Genomic DNA, 20,215 nt, shown 5'->3' on the forward strand with positions numbered 1-20,215 from the left:
GGTGCCGACGCGCGCGGCTGCGGGCGCGGGTTGCCGGGCCGGGACTGGACGCGGGGTGCCGGAGTGGGCCGGGAACGCACGCTGGGTGGTGCCGACGCGCGCGGCTGCGGGCGCGGGTTGCCGGGCCGGGACTGGACGCGGGGTGCCGGAGTGGGCCGGGAACGCACGCTGGGTGGTGCCGACACGCGCGGCTGCGACCGCGGGGTGCCGGGCCGGGACTGGACGCGGGGTGCGGGGGTTGGCCGTGAGCGCACGCTGGGTGGCCCCGACGCACGCGGCTGGACGCGGGGCGTTGCCGACGGTCGCGAGCGCACATTCGGCGGTGCCGACGCACGCGGTTGGGCGCGCGGCGCGCTGGACCGGGGCTGTGCGCTGGACCGGGGCTGCACACTGGACCGCGGCAATGTTCCGGGCCGGACCGATGCCGCATCCGACCCCGACCGGACCTGCGCCGTGCGTGGTTGCGACTGGATGCGCGGGGCCGCGGTCCGCGTCCCGGGCCGGACGGCCTCCGCGGAACCCCCGCTCCCTCGCGGCCGTGCAGTCCTGGTAGAACCTGGCTCCGGGCGCACCACGCGCGGCCGAGCGCTGACGCCCGATCCTCTCTCCACCGCTGGCGAGGAGGCGGCCGCCGATCGCTCCGAAACTCGAGCCACTGTGGTGCGCGGAGCGACGCGCGCGGTACGCGCCACCGCCGTCCGTCGCGGGTCTTCCTTGTACCGCACCCCCGGAGCCGGGGCATACCCGCCCACGTATCCGGATCCGTACCCCAGCCTGCCGCCGCTCACGTACCGGTAGCGCGGCGCGTAGGAGTAGTAGCCATGGTGCACCGGATAGCCATGGTAGACGGGGTAGCCGCCGTAGACGGGATACGAGTACCACGGGTCGTAGCTCCGGCTGCGCCATCCGAAGGCGAACCAGCCGTTCCCGAACCAGCCGTTCCCGTACCAGCCGTTCCCGTACCAGGGGTTGAAGGTGTACCAGGGGCTCCAGAAGGGGTCATGCCAGGCGAACCAGGGGCTGTAATAAGCGGGGTAGTGCCACCCGAATCCGAAGGAGATCGCCAGCCCCCACCGGCTCACCCGCCGCCGGCACCGGTGTGCGGAGTAGTCGTACGGGTCGATCCAGCCGTAGAGGTAGTCGCCCCCGTACCAGCGGCACCGAGGTCCGGAATAGTCGTATCCCGTATACGAATCCATGTAGTAGCGGTCGCTCACCCCGACGCCGTAGAACACTTCCGCCGCCGTGGCGGGGGTCCGCGAGCGAAGGGAGGTCGACCGGTGGTAGGCGAGCCCGACGCCGACTCCGTCCCAGACCGAAGCGCCCACCGCGAAGGACAAGGAGGACTCCTCGGCAAACTCCTGAGCCGCCGCGCCCGGGTTCCAGGCGACCCCTGCCGTCAACACCATCGCCGCACTTCCGAGGATCGCGCGCATGATTCCCTCCCGAGGCTTCAGGACATTATGGGGAATCTGAAGCAGAAACCGTGCCATCCAAACTCTCCGTTACCTGGGCCCGCGCGCGGCCGAGGAACGTCCCATTTGCGGGACGAGGCCGGAACGCGAATGGGACGGGGCCCGGCCTACGGACCCCGGGAGCGCATCCACCACTCGATCATCCCCAGAACCAGCACGAGCAGGAAGGGCGCCAGAACCAGCGCCAGCTTGAAGCCGGCCTGGGATCGATCCTCCTTCGTACGTCGCACCTCTGCTCTCCATGATCCCCGGTAGGGCTCTCATGCAACCCGGCAATCGCTTGTTAGCGCCTTACACCCGCGGTAAACTTCGCGGGTCCTTGAACCCCGGGCGAGATCGGGCTCGCCGGAACTCACCCCTGTATCCTAGCCCCCCTGCAGCCTCATGGCACAATACAAACACGCTCAGGTGCCCTCCGCGGGCGAGACCGTCACCGTTCGGGACGGCGCAGTCAACGTGCCGGCCAAGCCCATCGTCCCGTTCATCGAAGGTGACGGCATCGGCCCCGACATCTGGCACGCCACCCGCGCCGTGGTCGACGCGGCGGTGGCTCACGCGTACGGCGATTCGCGCGAGGTCATGTGGATGGAGGTGTACGCGGGCGAGAAGGCGCAGGAGAAGACGGGAGAGTGGCTGCCCGACGAGACCTACGACGCGCTGCGCGAGTTCAAGGTGGCCATCAAGGGCCCGCTCACCACGCCGGTTGGGAAGGGCATCCGCTCGCTCAACGTGACGCTCCGCCAGCAGCTCGATCTCTACTCCTGCATTCGCCCGGTGCGCTACATCCCCGGGGTGCCTTCGCCGATGCGCGAGCCGGAGAAGCTCGACGTGGTGATTTTCCGCGAGAACACGGAGGACGTCTACGCGGGCATCGAGTGGGCTTCCGGCAGCGAGGGCGCGGAGAGGGTGCGCTCGTTCCTTGTGGACGAGATGGGCGCCAACGTGCGCCCGCGGAGCGGGATCGGGGTCAAGCCGATCAGCCCGTTCGGCACTCATCGTCATGTCGCCGCCGCATTGCGCTACGCGGTGGCGCGCGGGCGCAGTTCGGTGACGCTGGTGCACAAGGGCAACATCATGAAGTTCACCGAGGGCGCGTTCCGCGACTGGGGATACGAGGTCGCCGCCCGGGATTTCGGGGATGAGACGATTCCCGAGTCGGCCATCTGGGAGGGCGCGGATCCCGCGGGCCGCATCGTGGTCAAGGACCGCATCGCCGACGCCATGTTCCAGCAGGTGCTGCTGAGGCCTTCGGAATACGACGTCATCGTGACGCCCAACCTGAACGGCGACTACCTCTCCGACGCGTGCGCGGCGCAGGCGGGCGGCCTCGGGATGGCGCCGGGCGCGAACCTGGGGGACGAAGTCGCCCTCTTCGAGGCCACGCACGGGACGGCGCCCAAGTACGCCGGCCAGAACAAGGTCAACCCGGGGTCGCTGATCCTGTCCGCGGGTATGATGCTCCAGCACATGGGCTGGACCGAGGCGGCGGACGCCGTCGACCGGGGCCTGGAGGGCGCCGTTGCGGCCCGGACGGTGACGTACGACCTGGAGCGCCAGATGGAGGGCGCGACCAAGGTGTCGACCTCGGCCTTCGGACAGGCCGTGATCGACCACATGTAGGCGGGAGGCACATGCGGGTAGAGGTCGTTCGCGGGCCGTCCGGCCGGCATGACACGCCGCTCGTGGCGGGGTTCCTGTTCGAGGGGCGAGACGCTCCCCCGCTGGCCGCCCCGGGCTCGGTTCTCGCCCGCTCCGTGGCGCGCGCTGCCGGGGACCTTCGCGGCCGCTCCGGAAGCAGCCACCTGTTCCACGCCGACCCCGGCGATGCCGGCCCGCGGCGCCTTCTTCTGCTCGGCGCCGGGAAGCGGGCCGACTGCAACCCCGAGGCGATCAGGCGGCTGGCCGCGCGGGCCGTGCGCAAGGCGTCCGAGCTGGAGATCGACCGGGTAACCATCGACGGGCTGGGCGCCCCTTCGATCGACCCGGAGAAGTTTGGGCAGGTGGTGGCGGAGGGCGCCGTCCTCGCGGCCTGGCGCTTTGACGAGCTCAAGACCCGGGCCGACGAGAAGGATCCCCCCGCCTGCACCGTCACGACCGTGGAGATCGCGACGGAATCCGACTTCGATGCGACGGGATCGGGCGCTCGCACGGGGGCGATCCTGGCGGAGGCGGAGAACTTCGCGCGCACCCTCCAGTCGTGGCCCGGGAACGTGGCCACGCCCACCCACCTGGCCGACAGGGCAAGCGATCTGGCCTCGGAGCTGGGCCTCGAGGTGCGGGTGCTCGGGCCCCGGGAGATGCGGGACGAGAACATGCTGGCGCTCCTGGCCGTCGCCCAGGGCTCGGCGCAGGACCCGCGGCTGATCGTCCTCGAGTATCACGGCGGAACCCGCGGCGATGCTCCGCTGGTACTGGTGGGCAAGGGGCTGACCTTCGATGCGGGGGGCATCTCGCTCAAGCCGGCCAAGGGCATGGAGGACATGAAGTTCGACATGTCGGGCGGCGCCGCCGTCCTGGGCGCCATGCGAGGTGTCGCCCGCCTCGGCCTGGACGTCAACGTGGTGGGCATCGTTCCCAGCTCCGAAAACCTCGTGAACGGAAGCGCGGTCAAGCCGGGAGACGTCATCGGGTCCCGGGAGGGCAAGACCATCGAAGTGATCAATACGGACGCCGAAGGCAGGCTGATCCTCGCGGACGCCCTCTCGTACGCGCGCACCTTCGAGCCGGACGCCATCGTGGACTGCGCCACGCTGACCGGCGCCTGCGTCATCGCGCTCGGGCACCATGCTTCCGCGGTCCTGGGGACCGATGATGCCCTCGTGGAGGAACTGCGCGCCGCCGGCGACCTCAGCGGCGAGCGCTGCTGGCCGCTGCCGATCTGGCCGGAGTACCGCCGCCAGCTCAACAGCCACACCGCCGATCTGAAGAACGTGGGCGGGCGTCCCGCCGGCACCATCACGGCCGCCTGCTTCCTGCGCGAGTTCGTGGGGGACGCGAAATGGGCCCATCTGGACATCGCCGGCACCGCGTACGGGGAAGGGAAGCTGCCCTACCAGCGGCCGGGCGGCTACGGGTCTCCGACCCGGCTGCTCATCGAGTGGGTCAGGACGCGCGCCGCGTGACGTCGCCCCCGGAACCGGCAGTAGCGCCTGCGGGCGTTGCCGTTCCGATGCCGCGGAGCCTCCCGCGCCCCTCCCGCTCCAGCGCCATCTGCGTCGCCATCCTGTTCTGCCTGGTTCCCGGGCGATCCGCGGCACAGGAGCCTCCGGACACGGTGCCTCCGCCTCCGGCCGACACCGCCGCGGTCGACTCCCTCGCAGCCGCAGCCGACTCGCTCGCGCCGGTGCCCGACTCGCTGGCCGCGGACTCTCTCCCCGGCGGCGGATTCGCTCCTCCCGGCGGATTCCCCCTCGAGGGGGATTCACTCGCGGACTCCCTCGTCGTCCAGCCCTTCCCGCAGCTTCCCGACCCCTCCCGCGGCGGATGGGCCGCCGGGGTGTGGGAATGGGACCGCGAGGCGCTGCTCGGCAACCAGGCGCTCTCGCTGGCGCAGCTTCTGGATCAGATTCCGGGGACTGTCGCGCTGAGAGGAGGGGACTTCGGAACCCCCAACATCGTGACCGCCTTCGGGGGCGGAGGCGGGCGCGTGCGCCTCTACATCGACGGCTTCGAGATGGTCCCGCTCAGGGCCGGCGCCCCCGATCTGGCGCAGGTCGGGCTGGCCGGGTTCCAGCATGTGCGCGTGCGCCGCTCCACCGACGGCCTGCGCGTGGAGCTGACCAGCCTCGAAGTGGATGATCCACGACCCTATTCCCTGGTCGAGGTGGGAACCGGGGATCTTCAGACCAACATGCTGCGCGCGACCTTCTCGCACCCCTTCTCCCTGGGAGGGAGCCTGGCCTTTACGCTGGACCGCCTCGACACCGAGGGCACCGGGCGCAGGGAGCCTGGGGCCACGACCGGCGGCTGGCTGCGCTACAGCCGCCACGTGGGCTCGCGCGTGAGCCTGCGCGGGGAGCTGCGCCGCATCTCGGCCTCCCGCCCGAGCGCGCTCTACACGCCCGCGCAGCATGGCAGGAGCGACTGGAGCCTGCGCGCGCGAGCCATCCTGCTTGACGGCGTCAACGCGGAGGTGTTTACCGGAAGATCCTCCACGACCGCTCCGGCGGACGAAGCGAACCCCGATGCGGCCGTGGCGTCCCTGAGCCGTAGCCAGACGGGCATCCGGCTCGCCGCCGAGCACGCCTTCGGAGAGCGTGCGGGCGTGTGGACCACCGGTCGCTGGGCATCGATGGGCGGCGACGCATGGCCCGAGCGGACCCTGGAGGTCGCCGCCGGCCTGCACACGTTTCTGGGAGGGATCGAAGGAGACTGGAGCCGTGAGAGGTGGCTCGGGGAGGATCTCTCGCTCCGAAGCCTGCGCGCGTGGACCGCGCCCCTGCTCGGCCTCTCGTTCTTCGGCGAGACCCGGGACGGCGTGACGGGGGTTCCCTTCCGGTTGTTCGATCCCCGCGACACCATCCCGGAGATCCCCCGGCTTGCCGGGCCTCCCGTCTCCTTCACCACCGAGCGAAGCTCCACCCGCGTGGGAGCGCAGTTCGCCTGGCGCGGCCTGTCCCTCGGGGCGGCCCGGGTCGAGCTCGAGCAGGACCAGCTCACGCCGTTCGGGTTCCCGATGGACTCCGCGGGCGTGGTGCAGGAGGGCGGAAAGCGCTCGGGAATCGAGGCCAGCGCCCGGGTGCCCCTGTACTTCAACGGCCTCTACGCCGGGTTGTCCTACCAGGTATGGGACAAGGATGCGCCCGACTGGCGCTATCTGCCGGAAGAGAGCTGGAACGGGCAGCTCGGATACCACAGGACCTTCCTGGAGACGCAGAACTTCGAGATCTGGACCGAGATCGGAGTGGAGGGACGCGAGCCCATGGTCGTGCCCTTCATGGCGCCTGAGGACCCCGGCGGCGAGCTTCCCGGAGAAGCCGACCCCGAAGGAGAGGTGAACGCGCCCGCGTTTCTCACGGTGCCCTATCACCAGAGCTGGTACTTTCGCCTGCAACTCCGGGTTCTGACGTTCCATCTCTTCGTGCTGACCGAAAACTTCACCGCGGAGCGGGAACTGCAGGACTTCCCGGAGCGGTTTCTCCCCGGTGGCCGGTCCATCTACGGGATCAAGTGGACGCTGTGGAACTGAGGCGCGGCGCGTGATTCACAGCATGACCGGATACGGCGAAGCCGCGTGCGAGACGGAACAGGGTCTTGTGCGCGCGGAGATCCGCACGGTCAACCACCGCTTCTTCAACGCCCGGCTCAGGACGCCTCCCGGGTGCGAACGTCATCACGCCCGCATCGAACGCTGGTTGAAGAAGTCGCTGCCCCGGGGGCACGTCAGCTACTCGCTCACGCTGGATCCCGGCGACAGCGCCGAGCCGGAACTCCTCGTGGACGTCGAGCGTGCCCGCGCCTGGGCGGCATCGCTCGAGCGTCTCGCCGCGGAGTTGAGGCTGGACAGCCGGATCGGGCTCGATGCGCTGATCCGGCTCCAGGGCGTGATGCGGAGCAGGGACTCCGCGCGTCGCGAAATCGACATCGACGAAGAAGACCTGCGCGAGGTGACGGGCGAGGCGGCGGACGCTGCTGTCCGAATGCGGCGGGCGGAGGGGGAGCGCATGGAGGCGGATCTCCTGGACGTGCTGGCCGGCATGCGCGAGGAACTCGACCGCGTGGAGGAACGGGCCCCGGAGCGTCTCGTCCGGGAGCGCGACCGCCTGAGCGCGGCCATCCAGGAGCTGCTCGGCGATGTGCCTGCGGACCCGGACCGGATCGCCCGCGAGATCGCGCACCTGGCCGAGAGATGGGACATCAACGAGGAGATCGTGCGCCTGCGTTCGCACATGCAGCTCTTCGAGGAGACGCTCGAGGGAGCCGACGGAGCGCCGGTGGGCAAGCGGCTGGGCTTCATCATGCAGGAGATGCACCGGGAGGCCAACACCATCGGCGCCAAGGCCAACGACGCCCGCATGGCGGAGTCGGTCCTGTCGCTCAAGGGTGGGGTGGAGCGCATTCGCGAGCAGTTGGAGAACGTCCAGTGACGCCGCCGACGCCCGGCGACGGCCCCATCGTGCTGGCGGGCCCCACCGGGGTCGGCAAGACCACCGTGGCCCGTGCGCTGGCCGCGGACCGGGGCGGCTTCGTCTTCTCGGTTTCCGCGACCACCCGCCGGCCCCGCCCGGGCGAGCGCGACGGCGCGGACTACGAATTCGTGTCCCGGGAGGAGTTCGAGCGCATGGTGGACGCCGGCGAGTTCGCGGAATGGGCGCGCGTGCATGACCAGATGTACGGGACCCCGCTGCGCAATCTGGCAGGGGGCGACGGGCGCCGCGTGCTGCTGGACATCGACGTCCAGGGCGCCGCCCAGGTGCGCGGAAATGTCCCTTCGGCCGTGTTCGTCTTCCTGCTGCCGCCGTCGCTCGGGACGCTGCTCGCACGGTTGTCCGGGCGCGGAACCGAGCCGCGGGACGAGGTCGCCCGCCGGCTGGGAGTCGCGCGCGACGAACTGGCGCGGGTGCCGGAATTCGACCACGTGCTGGTCAACGACGACCTGGACGCGACCGTCGCGGCGGTGCGGGCGATCGCGCGCGGAGACGCGAGCGCGGCCGGGTCGCTGCGCGCCGCGAGGGAGGAGGCGGAGTCGCTCCGCCGCGGGATCGCTACACTTCTCGCCCGGGATTTCGATATCTTATCGGAATAGCCACATCTCCGGAGAAGACAGATGCGCGTGTTTACACCCCAGGAAGTCGCCGAACCCGCCATGAGCAAGTACCTGGGCGTCCTGATCGCCGCGAAGTATGCCCGCGAGCTCAACGCGATGCCGCGCGAGGCGATGCCCATGGACGAGAAGAAGCTCACCACCAAGGCGCTCGAGGCGCTGACCTCCGACCACATCGAGTACCGGCTGCAGTTCCGGAGCCAGGGGACGGAATAGCCGCGAGGAGGCCTGATCGGTGTCCCGCGCGCTCGCCCCGCGGCGTCCCTGGCGCGATCGCCGGATCGTCCTGGGGGTTGCCGGTGGCATCGCCGCCTACAAGTCTGTCCAGCTCGCGCGCGACCTCACCCGGCTGGGCGCGCAGGTGGACGTCGTGCTCACCGGGGGCGCGACCCGGTTCGTCACCCCGCTCAGCTTCGAGGCGCTAACCGGGCGCAAGGTCCTGACCGAACTCTTCTCGGCGGACGGGGCGGCCATGCACATCCGTCTGGGCGCCGAGGCCGATGCCGTCTGCGTGGCCCCCGCCACTGCCGACCTGATCGCGCGCGCGGCCGCCGGGCGGGCGGACGATCTGCTCACCACCACCCTCCTGGCGACGCGCGCCCCGGTGGTGATCTGCCCGGCAATGAACGACCGCATGTACGCGCACCCGCAGACCACCCGCAACCTCGCGTACCTGCAGGACGAGCTGGGCTACGCGGTCGCCGGGCCCGCGACCGGACCGCTGGCGTTCGGGGAGGGGGAGGGACCGGGCCGCATGCTCGAGCCCCCGGACATCGTCGAGCACGTGGGAAGGGCGCTCGAGACGGACGCCTTCCTGGCAGGCAGGCAGGTCCTGATCACGACCGGGCCGACCCTGGAACCCGTCGACCCGGTGCGCTTCGTCGGCAACCGCTCGTCGGGGAGGATGGGGCACGCGCTCGCCCGCGCGGCCTGGCGGCGGGGCGCCCGCGTGACGCTGGTGTCCGGTCCCACCCACCTGGCGCGCCCGCCCGGGGTACAGCGCACCCGCGTGGCCACCGCGCGCGAGATGCTCGACGCCGTGGCCGAGGCGATCCCGCGCGCGGACGTGGTGATCTTCGCGGCCGCCGTGGCCGACTACCGTCCCGCCCGCGCTCGCTCCGGCAAGATCAAGCGCGCCCGGGAAGGCGCCTCCCTGTCGGTGGAACTGACCGCCAACCCGGACGTCGCGCTGGACACCAAGCCGCTGCGGAAACCGGGGGCGAGGGTGGTCGGTTTCGCACTGGAGACGGACGACCTCCTCGCCCGGGCGCGCAGCAAGATGGAGCGCAAGGCCTTCGACCTCATCGTCGCCAACCACGCGCGTGGTCCCGGTGACGGCCCGTTCGGCGAACGGAACGCGGTGACCCTGCTGGCTCCCGATGGCTCGGCTGAAGCGCTTCCGCTGATGCCCAAGGATGAGATCGCCGAGGCGGTGCTCGACCGGCTGGACGGCGCCCCCGCGCGCAGGTTCTCGCAGGCGTCGTCGTGAGCCCCGCCGACGCGCGTGGATAGGGAGACCCTTGCCCGCTACCTGAGCCAGCGGAAGGAGCTGGGGGAGGGCGACATCGTGTTCAGCCGTCTGAGCGGGGACGAGGCGCTCGCGCTGGCCCGCGCCCGTCCCGCCGCACCGGCCGGCGAGATGCCGGCCCCTGTGTCCGGAGACTACGAAGAGGTTCGGCGCACGGCGCTCGCCTGTGAGCGCTGCCGGCTTGCCGGAGGCCGCACGCAGGTGGTCTTCTCCGACGGGAACCCGCGGGGCAGGCTGGTCGTCATCGGCGAAGCGCCGGGGATGCACGAGGATCGCACCGGACTTCCGTTCGTGGGCCGCGCGGGCAAGCTGCTCGATCTCCTGCTGGCGTCGGTCGGCCTCTCGCGCAAGGACTCGGTCTACATCTGCAACGTCCTCAAGTGCCGGCCCCCGGGGAACCGGAACCCGATGCCGGATGAAATCGAGGCCTGCACCCCATACCTCGAGCGGCAGATCGAGCTGGTGGCTCCGGAGGTCATCCTGGCGGTGGGCGGGTTCGCGGCGCAGTTCATCACCGGACGCCAGGTTGCTCTGGGCAAGCTCCGGGGCGAGATATACGATTACAGAGGCGTGCCCGCGCTGGTGACCTACCACCCGGCGGCGCTGCTCCGGAACCGCGGCTGGACGCAAGCCGTGTGGGACGACCTTCAGTTGCTGCGAAACACGATGGACCGCACCGGCCGGTCCGGCGGCGGATAGGCGCCCCCGGTCCTTCGACCGTTCACATTCAACCGCCGAGGCACCCTGAGTACCACCGCACTTCCCGTCGCGCAGGAGCAGGCCCCCGCGTACGACCGCCAGCCGCCGGTTTCGCTGGAGGCCGAAGTGGCGGTGCTGGGGGGCATGCTCATCGACCGCGACGCGGTGGCGCGCGCCGTCGAAGTGGTCTCGGACACGATGTTCGCCTCGGAGGCCAACCGGCGCATCTACCGCGCCGTCCTGCGCCTGTTCGAGCGCGGCGACGCGGTCGACGTCATCGTCGTCAGCGACGAGCTCAGCAAGACCGAGGAGCTGGAGGCCGCCGGGGGCTACGACTACCTCGCCGAACTGCTGGACGCGGTTCCGACCGCCGCCAACATCGAGCACCATGCGCGCATCGTGCGCGACAAGGCGCTGCTGCGCCGCCTCATCGACGCCTCCTCGCACATCATCCGCGATGTCTACGATCAGGGCGAGCGCTCCGTCGAGCAGATCGTGGACGAAGCCGAGCAGCGCATCTTTCAGGTGGCCTCGGGGCACGACCGCGAGGGGTTCGTCCGCATCAAGGAACTGCTCTGGCCGGCCTTCGAGCACATCGAGCGATTGCAGGAAGCAAAGGGCGAACTCACCGGGGTGCCTACCGGGTTCCCCCTGCTGGACTATTACACCGGCGGCCTGCAGAAAGGAAACCTGGTGATCGTCGCGGGACGGCCGTCCATGGGGAAGACCTCCTGGGCGCTCAACGTGGCCAGGCACGCGGCGGGTGAGGAGGTGCCGGTGGGGGTGTTCTCCCTGGAGATGTCCAACGAGGAACTGGTGCAGCGGCTGCTGTGTTCCGACGGGCCGGTGGACGCGCAGAGACTTCGCCGGGGCGAACTCACCACCAAGGAGATGCAGAGACTGGCTGTCGCCGCGGGACACCTCAATACCGCTCCCATCTGGATCGACGACTCCCCGGGCAACACCGTGCTCGAAGTGCGCGCCAAGGCCCGCCGCCTCAAGGCCGAAAGCCGGCTCGGGCTGTTGGTGATCGATTATCTGCAGTTGATGGCCGGTTCCCGGAACAGCGAGAACCGGCAGCAGGAGGTGAGCGAGATCTCGCGCGGGCTCAAGGCGCTGGCCAAGGAACTGGACGTGCCGATCGTGGCGCTGAGCCAGCTCAGCCGGGCTCCGGAGCAGCGCGCCGACCATCGGCCGCAACTGTCCGATCTGCGCGAGAGCGGAAGCATCGAACAGGACGCCGACCTGGTCATGTTCCTTTACCGGCCGGAGTACTACGCCGACACCGACCGCGACGGCAACTCGCTGGAAGGCAAGGCCGAGCTGAACGTGAGCAAGCAGCGCAACGGCCCCACCGCGGTTGTCCCGCTCTACTTCGACCGTGCCCACGCGCGTTTCCTGCCCGTCGCGCCGGAGGGAGCCGGCACCACCGCTCCCACCCCCGGCGGACGCAGCGGCGCGCCGGGCGGATACGCGGGGTGACCCCGGGCGATCGGCGATCTCCCTGCCGGGCCGGAGTCGCCGTGCCGGCGGCGGGGGCGGGCCGTCGCATGGGAGGGGTCCGCAAGGCCTTTCTGGAGCTCGACGGACAGCCCATCCTGCTGCGCGCCATCCGCCCCTTTCTGGAGACGCCCGGGGTGGAATGCGTGGTCGTGGCCCTCCCCCCCGATCAGGCCGCGCATCCTCCGGCCTGGCTGACCGGCGCCGACCCGCGCGTGCGGGTCGTGGCGGGAGGAGCCACCCGGGGCGATTCGGTGGCGGCGGCGGTGGCCGCCCTCCCGCCCGCCGTGGAGGTTGTGCTGGTGCACGACGGCGCCCGGCCGCTGGTGGCGCGCGGCCTCGTGGAGCGCTGTCTGCGCGCGGCCGCGGCCGGCCGGGCCGTGGTCGCCGGCGTGCCCGCGGTGGACACGCTGAAGGAGGTCGACGCGAGTGGACGGGTGGTCCGCACACCGCCGCGCGGCCGCTACTGGCATGCCCAGACCCCCCAGGCCTTCCCGCGGCCTCTCCTGGAACGCGCCTACCGGCGGGCACGCGAGAACGGGGTCGAGGGCACGGACGACGCCTCGCTGGTGGAACTCCTGGGCGGCGAGGTCGAGATGGTGGAGGGATCGCCGCGCAACCTCAAGGTGACCCGCCCCGAGGACCTGATCCTCGCGGAGCGCCTGCTCGAGGCGGCGGATGAGGGCGCGTGAGCGCACCGCGCATCATCGCCTGCCGGAACGGCCTGCTTCCCGCGGGCGAGCTGCGCGAGGTGGGTCGGCACCTGCGCTCCGGAGGGCTGCTGGCCTACCCGACCGAGACCGTGTACGGGCTGGGAGGGCTGGTGCAGGACGGCCCCCTGCGCGCGCTGGCGGCGCTCAAGCGGCGCGATGCCGACAAGCCCTTCCTGCTCCTCCTCCCCGACCCGCAAGCGGCCGCCGGGCTCGTCTGGAACCGCTGCGCGCGGAGGCTCGCCGAGCGCCTGTGGCCCGGCCCGCTCACCCTGGTTCTGCCCGACCCCGGGCACTCCTTCCCGGCTCAGGTGCGGGGCGGGAGCGGAGGGGTGGCGGTCCGCATGAGCCCGGCCCCGGTGGCGCGGCAGATCCTGGACGAAGTGGGCGCGCCGATCACCTCCACGAGCGCCAACCCTCCCGGCGGCGCTCCCGCACGCTCACGGAAGGAGGCGTGGGAAACGGTGCGCGCGCTCGCAGCCGACGAGCGCTTGTGGGTGGTGGATGCCGGCGAGCTTCCCCCAGCGCCTGCCTCGGCCATCGTCGACTGCACCGCACGAGACCCGGTGGTGCTGCGCGCCGGCGCATTGGACCTTTCGGAACTCCGGGAGATCTGTCCCTCCGCGAGGGAGGACGCTGACGTGGACGACCGTCGGCAGGACACCGGGGAGAGGTACGCCGAGGTGGGTGATGTGCCGCCGGACGCGGCAACGAAGGACATCCGACTCCTCTACGTCTGCACCGGCAACACCTGCCGGAGCCCCATGGCGGAGGTGCTCACCCGCGCCCGCGCACGCCAACGCGGCCTGAGCGGCATCCGGGTCCGATCCGCCGGAACCATGGCCTACGAGGGCTCGCCAGCCTCGGCCGGCGCGCGCACGGCCGTGGGCGACCGGGGCCTCGAACTGGATCATCACGCCGCGCGGCTGCTCGGCGAGGACGAGCTGGAGTGGGCCGACCTGGTGCTGGCGATGTCTCCGTCGCACCTGGCGGCGGTGGAGTCGCTCGGCCGGGGCCGCTGCTACGCGGAGGTGATCACGGCTTTCGCCGGTGACGTGTCGGGTGGCGTCGCAGACCCCTTCGGGGGAAGCGATGATCACTATCGGGACACCTGCGCGCAGCTCGAGCGGCTGATCGAGGCGGTCCTCGACCGTCTCGACCCGGGAACGGACGCGTGACCGCCGAGGGAACGCCATGACGATCCCGGCCCCGCGCGCCGGCACGCGCGTCTTCGCCATCCTGGGGAACCCGGTGGCGCACTCGCTCTCGCCCGCGATCCAGAACGCCGCGCTCCGTGCCGCCGGACTCGACGGCAGGTACGTGGCGATCGCCTGCCAGCCCGAGGATGTCGCCCCGGTGATGCGCACCCTGGCTCGGGCCGGTGGCGGCGGCAACGTGACGGTGCCGCACAAGCGGCGCGCGGCGGTCGCGCTCGACGACGCGGCCGCCGCCGTCGGGCGGACGGGCGCGTGCAACACCTTCTGGGGCGAGGGAGCGCGCATCCACGGAGACAACACCGACGTCGAGGGGGCGCGCCGCGCCATGTGCGCGCTGCTGGCGGGGCCCGCCCGGGGCGCCCGCGTACTGCTGGCGGGCGCCGGGGGCGGTGCACGCGCAGCCGTCGCCGCCCTCATCGACGAAGACGCCGCGGAGGTGCGGGTCATCAACCGTACGCTCGCCCGCGCCGAAGCCATGGCCGCCGAAGTCGGGGGCGCCCGGGTGCGCGTGGTTTCCGATGCACGAACTCTGGAAGGGCAGGCCTTCGACCTGGTTCTGAACGCGACCTCCCTCGGGTTGGGCACGCGCGATCCGCTCGCGGTCGACCTCCACCGCCTCGGGCGGGTCGGGGCGGTCATGGACATGGTCTACGCTCCGTCCGGGACGCCCCTCACCGATGCCGCCCGGGCGCGCGGCATTCCCGCCATGGACGGGGGCGAGATGCTCCTGCGCCAGGGCGCGGCCGCTTTCGAGCTCTGGTGGGGACGCGAGGCGCCGCTCTCCGCCATGCGCGAAGCCCTCGAGCGGGCGCGTTGCGCATGAGATTGGCGCTCCCCACCGCGACCCGTCGCCGGACCGTCCGCCGCGTGCTCGCCCCGCTCGTGGATTTCCTGCTCCCCTGTGCCTGCATCGCGTGCGGTTCGCGCATCGCGGGCGGTGGGCTGGTGTGCGCGCCCTGCCGGGGCTGCCTGCGCGCACCGCCAGCCCCGCGCTGCGCGCGCTGCGACTATCCCGCGGGCACCGGCGACCGGCCCGGGCGGCCGTGCCTCGAATGCCTGGAGTGGCCCGAAGCGCTCTCGCTAGCCCGCGCCGCGGTCGCCCTGCGCCCGCCCGCGGACGTTCTGGTGCACGGCCTTCAAATACGAGGGCTGGCGCGAGCTGGCGCCCATGATGGCCGAGCTCATGGAGCGCCGCCTTGCGACCCTGTTCGCCGACTTGGAGGAGCACGTCGTCACGTACGTCCCCACGTCCTCCGCCCACCGCCGCCGCCGGGGATACGACCAGGCGGAGCTGCTGGCGCGCGCGCTCGCCGGGCGCACCGGACTGGCCTTCGCGCACCTGCTCGAGCGCCGCCGCCAGAAGCGCACCCAGGTCTCGCTGCACCCGCAGCAGCGGATGGCCAACGTGCGCGACGCCTTCTCTCTCCGGCCCGGCGCCGACCGACTGCACCGCGGGAACGTGCTCCTGGTCGACGACGTCCTCACCACCGGGGCCACCGCCCGGGCGGCCGCCGAAACGCTCGCCCGCGCGGGGGTGGGCCGGGTCGCCCTGGTCACCTTCGCGCGCGCGCTTCCCCGTTAGGTTGTTCCTGGAACTCTGACCCGCCAGCGGGGTGCGTCCGGGCAGATTCCCCAAGGAAGCATCAGACACGCCCCGGGAGACAACGCCACCCATGTCGATTCGACTCGCCATCAACGGATTCGGCCGCATCGGCCGCAACGTGCTGCGCGCCCTCGCCAGGGAGGACGCCCCCGACGTCCAGCTCGTCGCCGTCAACGACCTGATGGACGCGCACACCCTGGCCCATCTCCTCAAGTACGACTCGGTGCACGGCGCGTATCCGGGGTCGGTCGAGGTGGCGGGCGACGGGCTGGTGGTCGATGGCGGCCTGATCCGCGTGTTCGCCGAGCGCGACCCGGGCAGCCTTCCCTGGGGGGAGCTGGGGGTGGACGTGGTGGTCGAGTCGACCGGCTTCTTCCGTGACCGCGAGGGCGCGGGCCGCCACCTGGCCGCCGGCGCCGGCAAGGTGATCGTGAGCGCGCCCGGCAAGGACGTCGACGTCACCCTGGTGCTCGGCGTCAACCACGACGCCTACGACCCCGACAGCCACCACATCATCTCCAACGCCAGCTGCACCACCAACTGCCTGGCCCCGGTGGTCAAGGTGCTGAACGACCGCTTCGGCTTCCAACGCGGCCTGGTCACCACCATCCACTCCTACACCAACGGCCAGGCGCTCCTCGACCAGCCGCACAAGGACCTGCGGCGGGCGCGCGCCGGCGCGGTGTCGATGATCCCCACCACAACCGGAGCCGCCCGGGCCACCGGCGTGGTCATCCCGGAAGTCCACGGGCGCATCGACGGCATGGCGGTGCGGGTCCCCACCCCGAACGTGTCTCTGGTGGACATCGTGGCCGAAGTGGAGCATGCCACCGACATCACCGGGGTCAACCAGGCCATGAGGGATGCGTCCGCCGCGTCCATGCGCGGCATCCTCGACGTCTCCGACGAGCCGCTGGTGTCGGTCGACTACATCGGCAATCCCGCCAGTTCGGTGGTGGACGCGCTGAGCACCAACGTCATCGACGACCGCCTGGTGAAGGTGCTCTCGTGGTACGACAACGAGGCCGGCTATTCGAGCCGCGTGGTCGACCTGGTGCGCTTCGTGGGCGAGCGCATGATGTCTCCGGCGGCGGTCTAGCTCCCCGCTCGGCCTGCCGGCCCGGCAGCGATGCGCAAGAAGACCCTGAACGACCTCGCGGCGCGCGCCGGCGACCTCATCGTGGTGCGCGTGGACTTCAACGTGCCCGTGCGGAACGGGAGGGTCGCCGACGACACCCGCATCGAGCGCACCCTGCCGACCCTCCGCCGCCTCACCGCCGCGGGCGCCCGCCTCGTCCTCCTCTCCCACCTGGGCCGTCCCGGCGGCCGGCCGCGACCCGAGGCTTCGCTCGCACCGGTCGCGGCGCGGCTGGGCGAACTCCTCGGCGCAGACGTTGGCTTCAGCCCCGAGACGACGGGGCCGCAAGCGCTGGCCCGCGCTCGCACCCTCGATCCGGGCGAGATTCTGGTGGCCGAGAACACCCGCTTTCTGGCAGGCGAAACGCGCAACGACCCCGAGCTGGCCACCGCTTTCGCCGCCCTCGGAACGCACTTCGTGAACGACGCCTTCGGGACCGCGCACCGCGCGCACTCCTCGACGGCCGGGCTCGCGCAGGCGATGCGGGCCAGGGGCGGAGAGGCGGTGGCGGGGCTGCTCCTCGAACGCGAAATCCGCTTTCTGGGCGATGCCCTGGAGGATCCCGACCGCCCCTTCGTGGCGGTTCTGGGAGGAGCCAAGGTGTCGGACAAGATCGCCGTCATCGAGAAGATGCTCGCGCGCGCCGACCGGCTGCTGGTCGGAGGTGCCATGGCCAACACCTTCTTCCGGGCGCTCGGGCTCGAGACCGGCCGGTCCCTCGTGGATGAGGAGGGCGTCGATCTCGCGGCCCGGCTGATGGACCGCGCCGGCGACCGCATGATGCTGCCCGTCGACTGCGTGGTTGCACGCCGCATTTCCGCCGACGCAGCCACCCGCGAGGCGCCCCGGGCCGAGGTCGGAGCGGACGACCGCATCGGCGACATCGGGGGCGCAAGCCGGCGCATGTTCGGGGATGAGTTGCAGCAGGCCCGCACCATCGTCTGGAACGGACCGATGGGCGTATGCGAGATGCCGGCGTTTGCGGGCGGCACCGTTGCCGTCGCGCGATCGGCGGCCGCGGCGACCGCCACCGGCGCGGTGAGCATCGCCGGAGGAGGAGACTCTGCGGCCGCGGTGCGCGCCGCCGGGCTCGCCGACGACTTCTCGCACGTATCCACCGGCGGGGGCGCCTCGCTGGCGTTCCTGGCGGGCAAACCCCTCCCGGGACTCGAAGCGCTTTCGGACGCGTAGGGAGCGCCGCGCAGACCCCGCCGGAAAGGACGGCACGGACGCGCCAACCAAGCTGGAGGCCGCATGAGGAAACCGGTCATCGCCGGAAACTGGAAGATGCACCACGCGCCCGAGGACGCCCGCCGGTTCTTCGGCGCCTTCCGCCCCTCCTGGTCCGGGGCGCAGCCCGACATCCTGATCTTTCCCGCCGCCATCTCCTTCGCGGCGGCGCAAGCCGCCCTCCCCGATCATCCCCGGGTGCAGTTGGGCGTGCAGAACATCCATCCGGAGCCGCACGGAGCTTTCACGGGGGAGCTCTCCGCCCCCATGGCCCGCGCCGCAGGGGCCACCCACGCGCTCGCCGGACACTCCGAGCGCCGCCACCTGTTCGGCGAGAGCGACCGCGACGCGGCCGCCAAGGCACGCGCCGCCGCCGACGCAGGGCTGGTCCCCGTGCTCTGCGTGGGCGAGACCCTCGACGAGCGAAAGGCCGGCCGGGCCGGAGAAGTCATCGTCCGCCAGCTCGACGCCGCCCTTGCCGTTCTCACCACCGAGGTCGACGTGATGATCGCCTACGAGCCGGTCTGGGCCATCGGCACGGGTGAAACCGCGACCCCGTCGGACGCGTCCGGTGCGCACGGGATCCTGAGGCGCCGCCTGGCGGAGGCCTGGGGCGGGGAGCGGGCCGCCCGGGTGCGCATCCTCTACGGGGGAAGCGTGAACCCCCGGAACGCCGCGCAGCTGCTGGCCTCGCCTGACATCGACGGGGTGCTGGTGGGCGGAGCGAGCCTCGACCCCGACTCCTTCGCCCGCATCGCCGAAGCCGCGCGGCTGTGAACGGGGGCCGGTAACCGCTTGACAGTGGAGCGGGCCGGGACGATGGTTTACGCCGATTCCTCGAACCGGGCGAAATAGCCGGATATAGACGCATGTATGGCTTTCTTCTGTTCCTACTCGTACTGGATGGCCTGATCCTCGGGGTCGTCATCCTCCTCCAGGCAGGGAAGGGAGGCGGACTGGCCGCCATGGGCGGAGGAGCCAGCCCGACGGAGGGGATTCTCGCCGGCCGCCAGGCCGCTTCGGTGCTCACGCGCACCACCTGGACGACCGGCACGCTCTTCATGGTGCTCGCGCTGGTGCTGTCCATCATGTCGTCGCGGGCCACGGCGCCGTCCTCCATTCTGCGCGAGAGCCAGCAGCAGGTCGCCCCCACGCCGGTCCTGCCTGGGCTCGAGGAAGCCGCCCCCGCGGACGAGGCCGTCCCGGTCGAGATACCTGCCGCGGGCGAGACCCCGCCCCCACCCGACCCGCAGCCGGACGGGACGCCGCCCCCGCCCAACGGAAGCTGACGCAGCTTCGCTCGACGCTGACCGTGGCCGGGCGCGATGATCCCGTCGACCTCTACCGGGCCCTCGCCCTCCATCGGGCCGCCGCCACGCGGCTGAAGAGCCTCCGCGACCAGGGCCAGGTTCCCGCGGCCACCCGCTGCGGTCTGGGATACGAAGCCGTCTCGGCAGGCGCCGCGCGCGCCCTGCGTACCGCGGACAACGGCACCGGCGACGTGATCGCGCCCACCCCCGACAATCCGGGCGCCTTCTTCGTGTTCGGCGGGACCCCGCTCGAGTTCTTCCGCCAGCGTCTTGCGCGCGACTCCGCGCCGAGCCGCGGCCGGGAGCCCGGCATGTGCCCCACAGACTTCGAACGCGGGCTGGCCGGTCCGGCCGTGCTGCCCGGGACCATGGTGGAGGTGATGGCGGGCATCACGCTGGCCCTCCGCCTGCGCGGCCAGGACCGGGTCGGACTGGTGTTCTCGGGCGAGGACGAAACCTCCACCAGCGCATGGCACGAGGGCATCAACTTCGCCGCGGCGCAGCGCTGTCCCCTGATCGTGGTGGTTCAGGCCGGAACCGAGGCTTCAATTGGCGCCCACACGCGGGTGCGCGATTTCGGGCAGAAGGCGGCCGGGTACGGGGTCGCGAGCGCATCGGTGGACGGGGGCGACGTGCTCGCCGTCCATCAGGCGGTGCTGACAGCGGCCGAGCGGGCACGGTCGGGAAAGCGCACCACGCTGGTCGAAGCGCGGGGCTGTCCCGTCTCGCGACGCGTCCACCACGCCGCTCGCACAGGTGAGGGACGTCACCCGGACGAGGACCCACCCGACCCCGTGGCCCGGTTCCGGGAGCGGCTCGTCGGGGAGCGCATGGCCCGCGCCTCCGACCTCGACGAAGTGGAGCGCGGCGCGCGGTCCGAAGTCCGGGCTGCGTGCGAACAGGCGCTGGGTGAGTCGTCTCCCGCTGGAGAACGCGCGCTCGGAGGCGTCCGCGACGGCGACCCGGGCACTCCTCCATGGTATCGCCTCGAGCCCCCGGCGCGCGGGCTCGCGCTGGCGTCCACAACGTGACCGGAAGCCGG

The 20,215-nt window shown here is 71.6% G+C and carries 20 protein-coding genes; 18 read left to right on the top strand and 2 right to left on the bottom strand.

Going from position 1 to position 20,215, the window contains the following annotated elements; translation table 11 throughout:
- Together OXU32_05465 and OXU32_05470 are read right to left on the bottom strand one after the other, a co-directional pair.
- Positions 1 to 1,436: hypothetical protein (locus OXU32_05465; protein MDE0073414.1), on the bottom strand; the 1,436-nt coding region annotated here is incomplete at its 3' end.
- 146 nt (positions 1,437 to 1,582) lie between these two features.
- Positions 1,583 to 1,705, bottom strand: a complete 123-nt coding sequence (locus OXU32_05470) for a hypothetical protein (GenBank protein MDE0073415.1) — start codon at positions 1,703 to 1,705, stop codon at positions 1,583 to 1,585.
- A 154-nt stretch (positions 1,706 to 1,859) separates the two neighbouring features.
- Between OXU32_05470 and icd the strand changes: the two genes are divergently transcribed.
- The 18 genes from icd to OXU32_05560 all read left to right on the top strand — a co-directional run bounded on the left by icd (position 1,860) and on the right by OXU32_05560 (position 20,204).
- Positions 1,860 to 3,095, top strand: a complete 1,236-nt coding sequence (gene icd / locus OXU32_05475; GenBank protein ID MDE0073416.1) for an isocitrate dehydrogenase (NADP(+)) — start codon at positions 1,860 to 1,862, stop codon at positions 3,093 to 3,095.
- An 11-nt stretch (positions 3,096 to 3,106) separates the two neighbouring features.
- Positions 3,107 to 4,597, top strand: coding sequence for a leucyl aminopeptidase (locus OXU32_05480; GenBank protein MDE0073417.1), 1,491 nt, complete (start codon positions 3,107 to 3,109; stop codon positions 4,595 to 4,597).
- A gap of 152 nt (positions 4,598 to 4,749) precedes the next feature.
- Positions 4,750 to 6,663 (top strand): Plug domain-containing protein, encoded by a 1,914-nt coding sequence (locus OXU32_05485; GenBank protein MDE0073418.1) that lies wholly within the window; start codon positions 4,750 to 4,752, stop codon positions 6,661 to 6,663.
- 10 nt (positions 6,664 to 6,673) lie between these two features.
- Complete coding sequence (locus OXU32_05490; GenBank protein MDE0073419.1) at positions 6,674 to 7,561, top strand: YicC family protein; 888 nt, start codon at positions 6,674 to 6,676, stop codon at positions 7,559 to 7,561.
- Complete coding sequence (gmk, locus tag OXU32_05495) at positions 7,558 to 8,220, top strand: guanylate kinase (protein MDE0073420.1); 663 nt, start codon at positions 7,558 to 7,560, stop codon at positions 8,218 to 8,220. Before OXU32_05490 ends, gmk begins: the two co-directional genes overlap by 4 nt.
- A 21-nt stretch (positions 8,221 to 8,241) precedes the next feature.
- Positions 8,242 to 8,454, top strand: coding sequence for a DNA-directed RNA polymerase subunit omega (locus OXU32_05500; protein ID MDE0073421.1), 213 nt, complete (start codon positions 8,242 to 8,244; stop codon positions 8,452 to 8,454).
- Between the two features lie 19 nt (positions 8,455 to 8,473).
- Positions 8,474 to 9,727 carry a bifunctional phosphopantothenoylcysteine decarboxylase/phosphopantothenate--cysteine ligase CoaBC gene (coaBC, locus tag OXU32_05505; GenBank protein MDE0073422.1) on the top strand — a complete coding sequence of 418 codons (1,254 nt, stop codon included), beginning with the start codon at positions 8,474 to 8,476 and terminating at the stop codon, positions 9,725 to 9,727.
- Between the two features lie 15 nt (positions 9,728 to 9,742).
- Positions 9,743 to 10,465 (top strand): uracil-DNA glycosylase, encoded by a 723-nt coding sequence (locus OXU32_05510; protein ID MDE0073423.1) that lies wholly within the window; start codon positions 9,743 to 9,745, stop codon positions 10,463 to 10,465.
- Between the two features lie 45 nt (positions 10,466 to 10,510).
- Positions 10,511 to 11,947, top strand: coding sequence for a replicative DNA helicase (gene dnaB, locus OXU32_05515; GenBank protein ID MDE0073424.1), 1,437 nt, complete (start codon positions 10,511 to 10,513; stop codon positions 11,945 to 11,947).
- The gene (gene ispD, locus OXU32_05520) at positions 11,944 to 12,657 is read left to right on the top strand and encodes a 2-C-methyl-D-erythritol 4-phosphate cytidylyltransferase (GenBank protein ID MDE0073425.1); all 714 of its coding nucleotides are present in this window, start codon (positions 11,944 to 11,946) and stop codon (positions 12,655 to 12,657) included. Before dnaB ends, ispD begins: the two co-directional genes overlap by 4 nt.
- Positions 12,654 to 13,853 (top strand): Sua5/YciO/YrdC/YwlC family protein, encoded by a 1,200-nt coding sequence (locus tag OXU32_05525; GenBank protein ID MDE0073426.1) that lies wholly within the window; start codon positions 12,654 to 12,656, stop codon positions 13,851 to 13,853. Before ispD ends, OXU32_05525 begins: the two co-directional genes overlap by 4 nt.
- Before the next feature lie 16 nt (positions 13,854 to 13,869).
- A complete protein-coding gene (aroE, locus tag OXU32_05530) occupies positions 13,870 to 14,715 on the top strand; it encodes a shikimate dehydrogenase (protein ID MDE0073427.1) in 846 nt (281 codons plus the stop codon).
- Between the two features lie 345 nt (positions 14,716 to 15,060).
- Positions 15,061 to 15,474 carry a phosphoribosyltransferase family protein gene (locus OXU32_05535; protein ID MDE0073428.1) on the top strand — a complete coding sequence of 138 codons (414 nt, stop codon included), beginning with the start codon at positions 15,061 to 15,063 and terminating at the stop codon, positions 15,472 to 15,474.
- 91 nt (positions 15,475 to 15,565) lie between these two features.
- Positions 15,566 to 16,594 (top strand): type I glyceraldehyde-3-phosphate dehydrogenase, encoded by a 1,029-nt coding sequence (gene gap / locus OXU32_05540; GenBank protein MDE0073429.1) that lies wholly within the window; start codon positions 15,566 to 15,568, stop codon positions 16,592 to 16,594.
- A gap of 30 nt (positions 16,595 to 16,624) precedes the next feature.
- A complete protein-coding gene (locus OXU32_05545) occupies positions 16,625 to 17,824 on the top strand; it encodes a phosphoglycerate kinase (GenBank protein ID MDE0073430.1) in 1,200 nt (399 codons plus the stop codon).
- Positions 17,825 to 17,887: 63 nt separating this feature from the next.
- Complete coding sequence (gene tpiA, locus OXU32_05550) at positions 17,888 to 18,640, top strand: triose-phosphate isomerase (protein ID MDE0073431.1); 753 nt, start codon at positions 17,888 to 17,890, stop codon at positions 18,638 to 18,640.
- A 92-nt stretch (positions 18,641 to 18,732) separates the two neighbouring features.
- The gene (gene secG / locus OXU32_05555; protein MDE0073432.1) at positions 18,733 to 19,152 is read left to right on the top strand and encodes a preprotein translocase subunit SecG; all 420 of its coding nucleotides are present in this window, start codon (positions 18,733 to 18,735) and stop codon (positions 19,150 to 19,152) included.
- Positions 19,153 to 19,175: 23 nt separating this feature from the next.
- Positions 19,176 to 20,204, top strand: a complete 1,029-nt coding sequence (locus OXU32_05560) for a thiamine pyrophosphate-dependent enzyme (GenBank protein ID MDE0073433.1) — start codon at positions 19,176 to 19,178, stop codon at positions 20,202 to 20,204.
- Positions 20,205 to 20,215: the final 11 nt, after the last annotated feature.

Source organism: Gammaproteobacteria bacterium, from assembly GCA_028819075.1.
In the GTDB taxonomy this organism is placed as follows: domain Bacteria; phylum Gemmatimonadota; class Gemmatimonadetes; order Longimicrobiales; family Gaopeijiaceae; genus BD2-11.

Coding starts and splice junctions, on each gene's coding strand:
- OXU32_05545 (MDE0073430.1), top strand. CDS start 16,625: ATGCGCAAGAAGACCCTGAACGACCTCGCGGCGCGCGCCGGCGACCTC.
- icd (MDE0073416.1), top strand. CDS start 1,860: ATGGCACAATACAAACACGCTCAGGTGCCCTCCGCGGGCGAGACCGTC.
- aroE (MDE0073427.1), top strand. CDS start 13,870: ATGACGATCCCGGCCCCGCGCGCCGGCACGCGCGTCTTCGCCATCCTG.
- OXU32_05480 (MDE0073417.1), top strand. CDS start 3,107: ATGCGGGTAGAGGTCGTTCGCGGGCCGTCCGGCCGGCATGACACGCCG.
- tpiA (MDE0073431.1), top strand. CDS start 17,888: ATGAGGAAACCGGTCATCGCCGGAAACTGGAAGATGCACCACGCGCCC.
- gap (MDE0073429.1), top strand. CDS start 15,566: ATGTCGATTCGACTCGCCATCAACGGATTCGGCCGCATCGGCCGCAAC.
- secG (MDE0073432.1), top strand. CDS start 18,733: ATGTATGGCTTTCTTCTGTTCCTACTCGTACTGGATGGCCTGATCCTC.
- OXU32_05535 (MDE0073428.1), top strand. CDS start 15,061: ATGATGGCCGAGCTCATGGAGCGCCGCCTTGCGACCCTGTTCGCCGAC.
- OXU32_05500 (MDE0073421.1), top strand. CDS start 8,242: ATGCGCGTGTTTACACCCCAGGAAGTCGCCGAACCCGCCATGAGCAAG.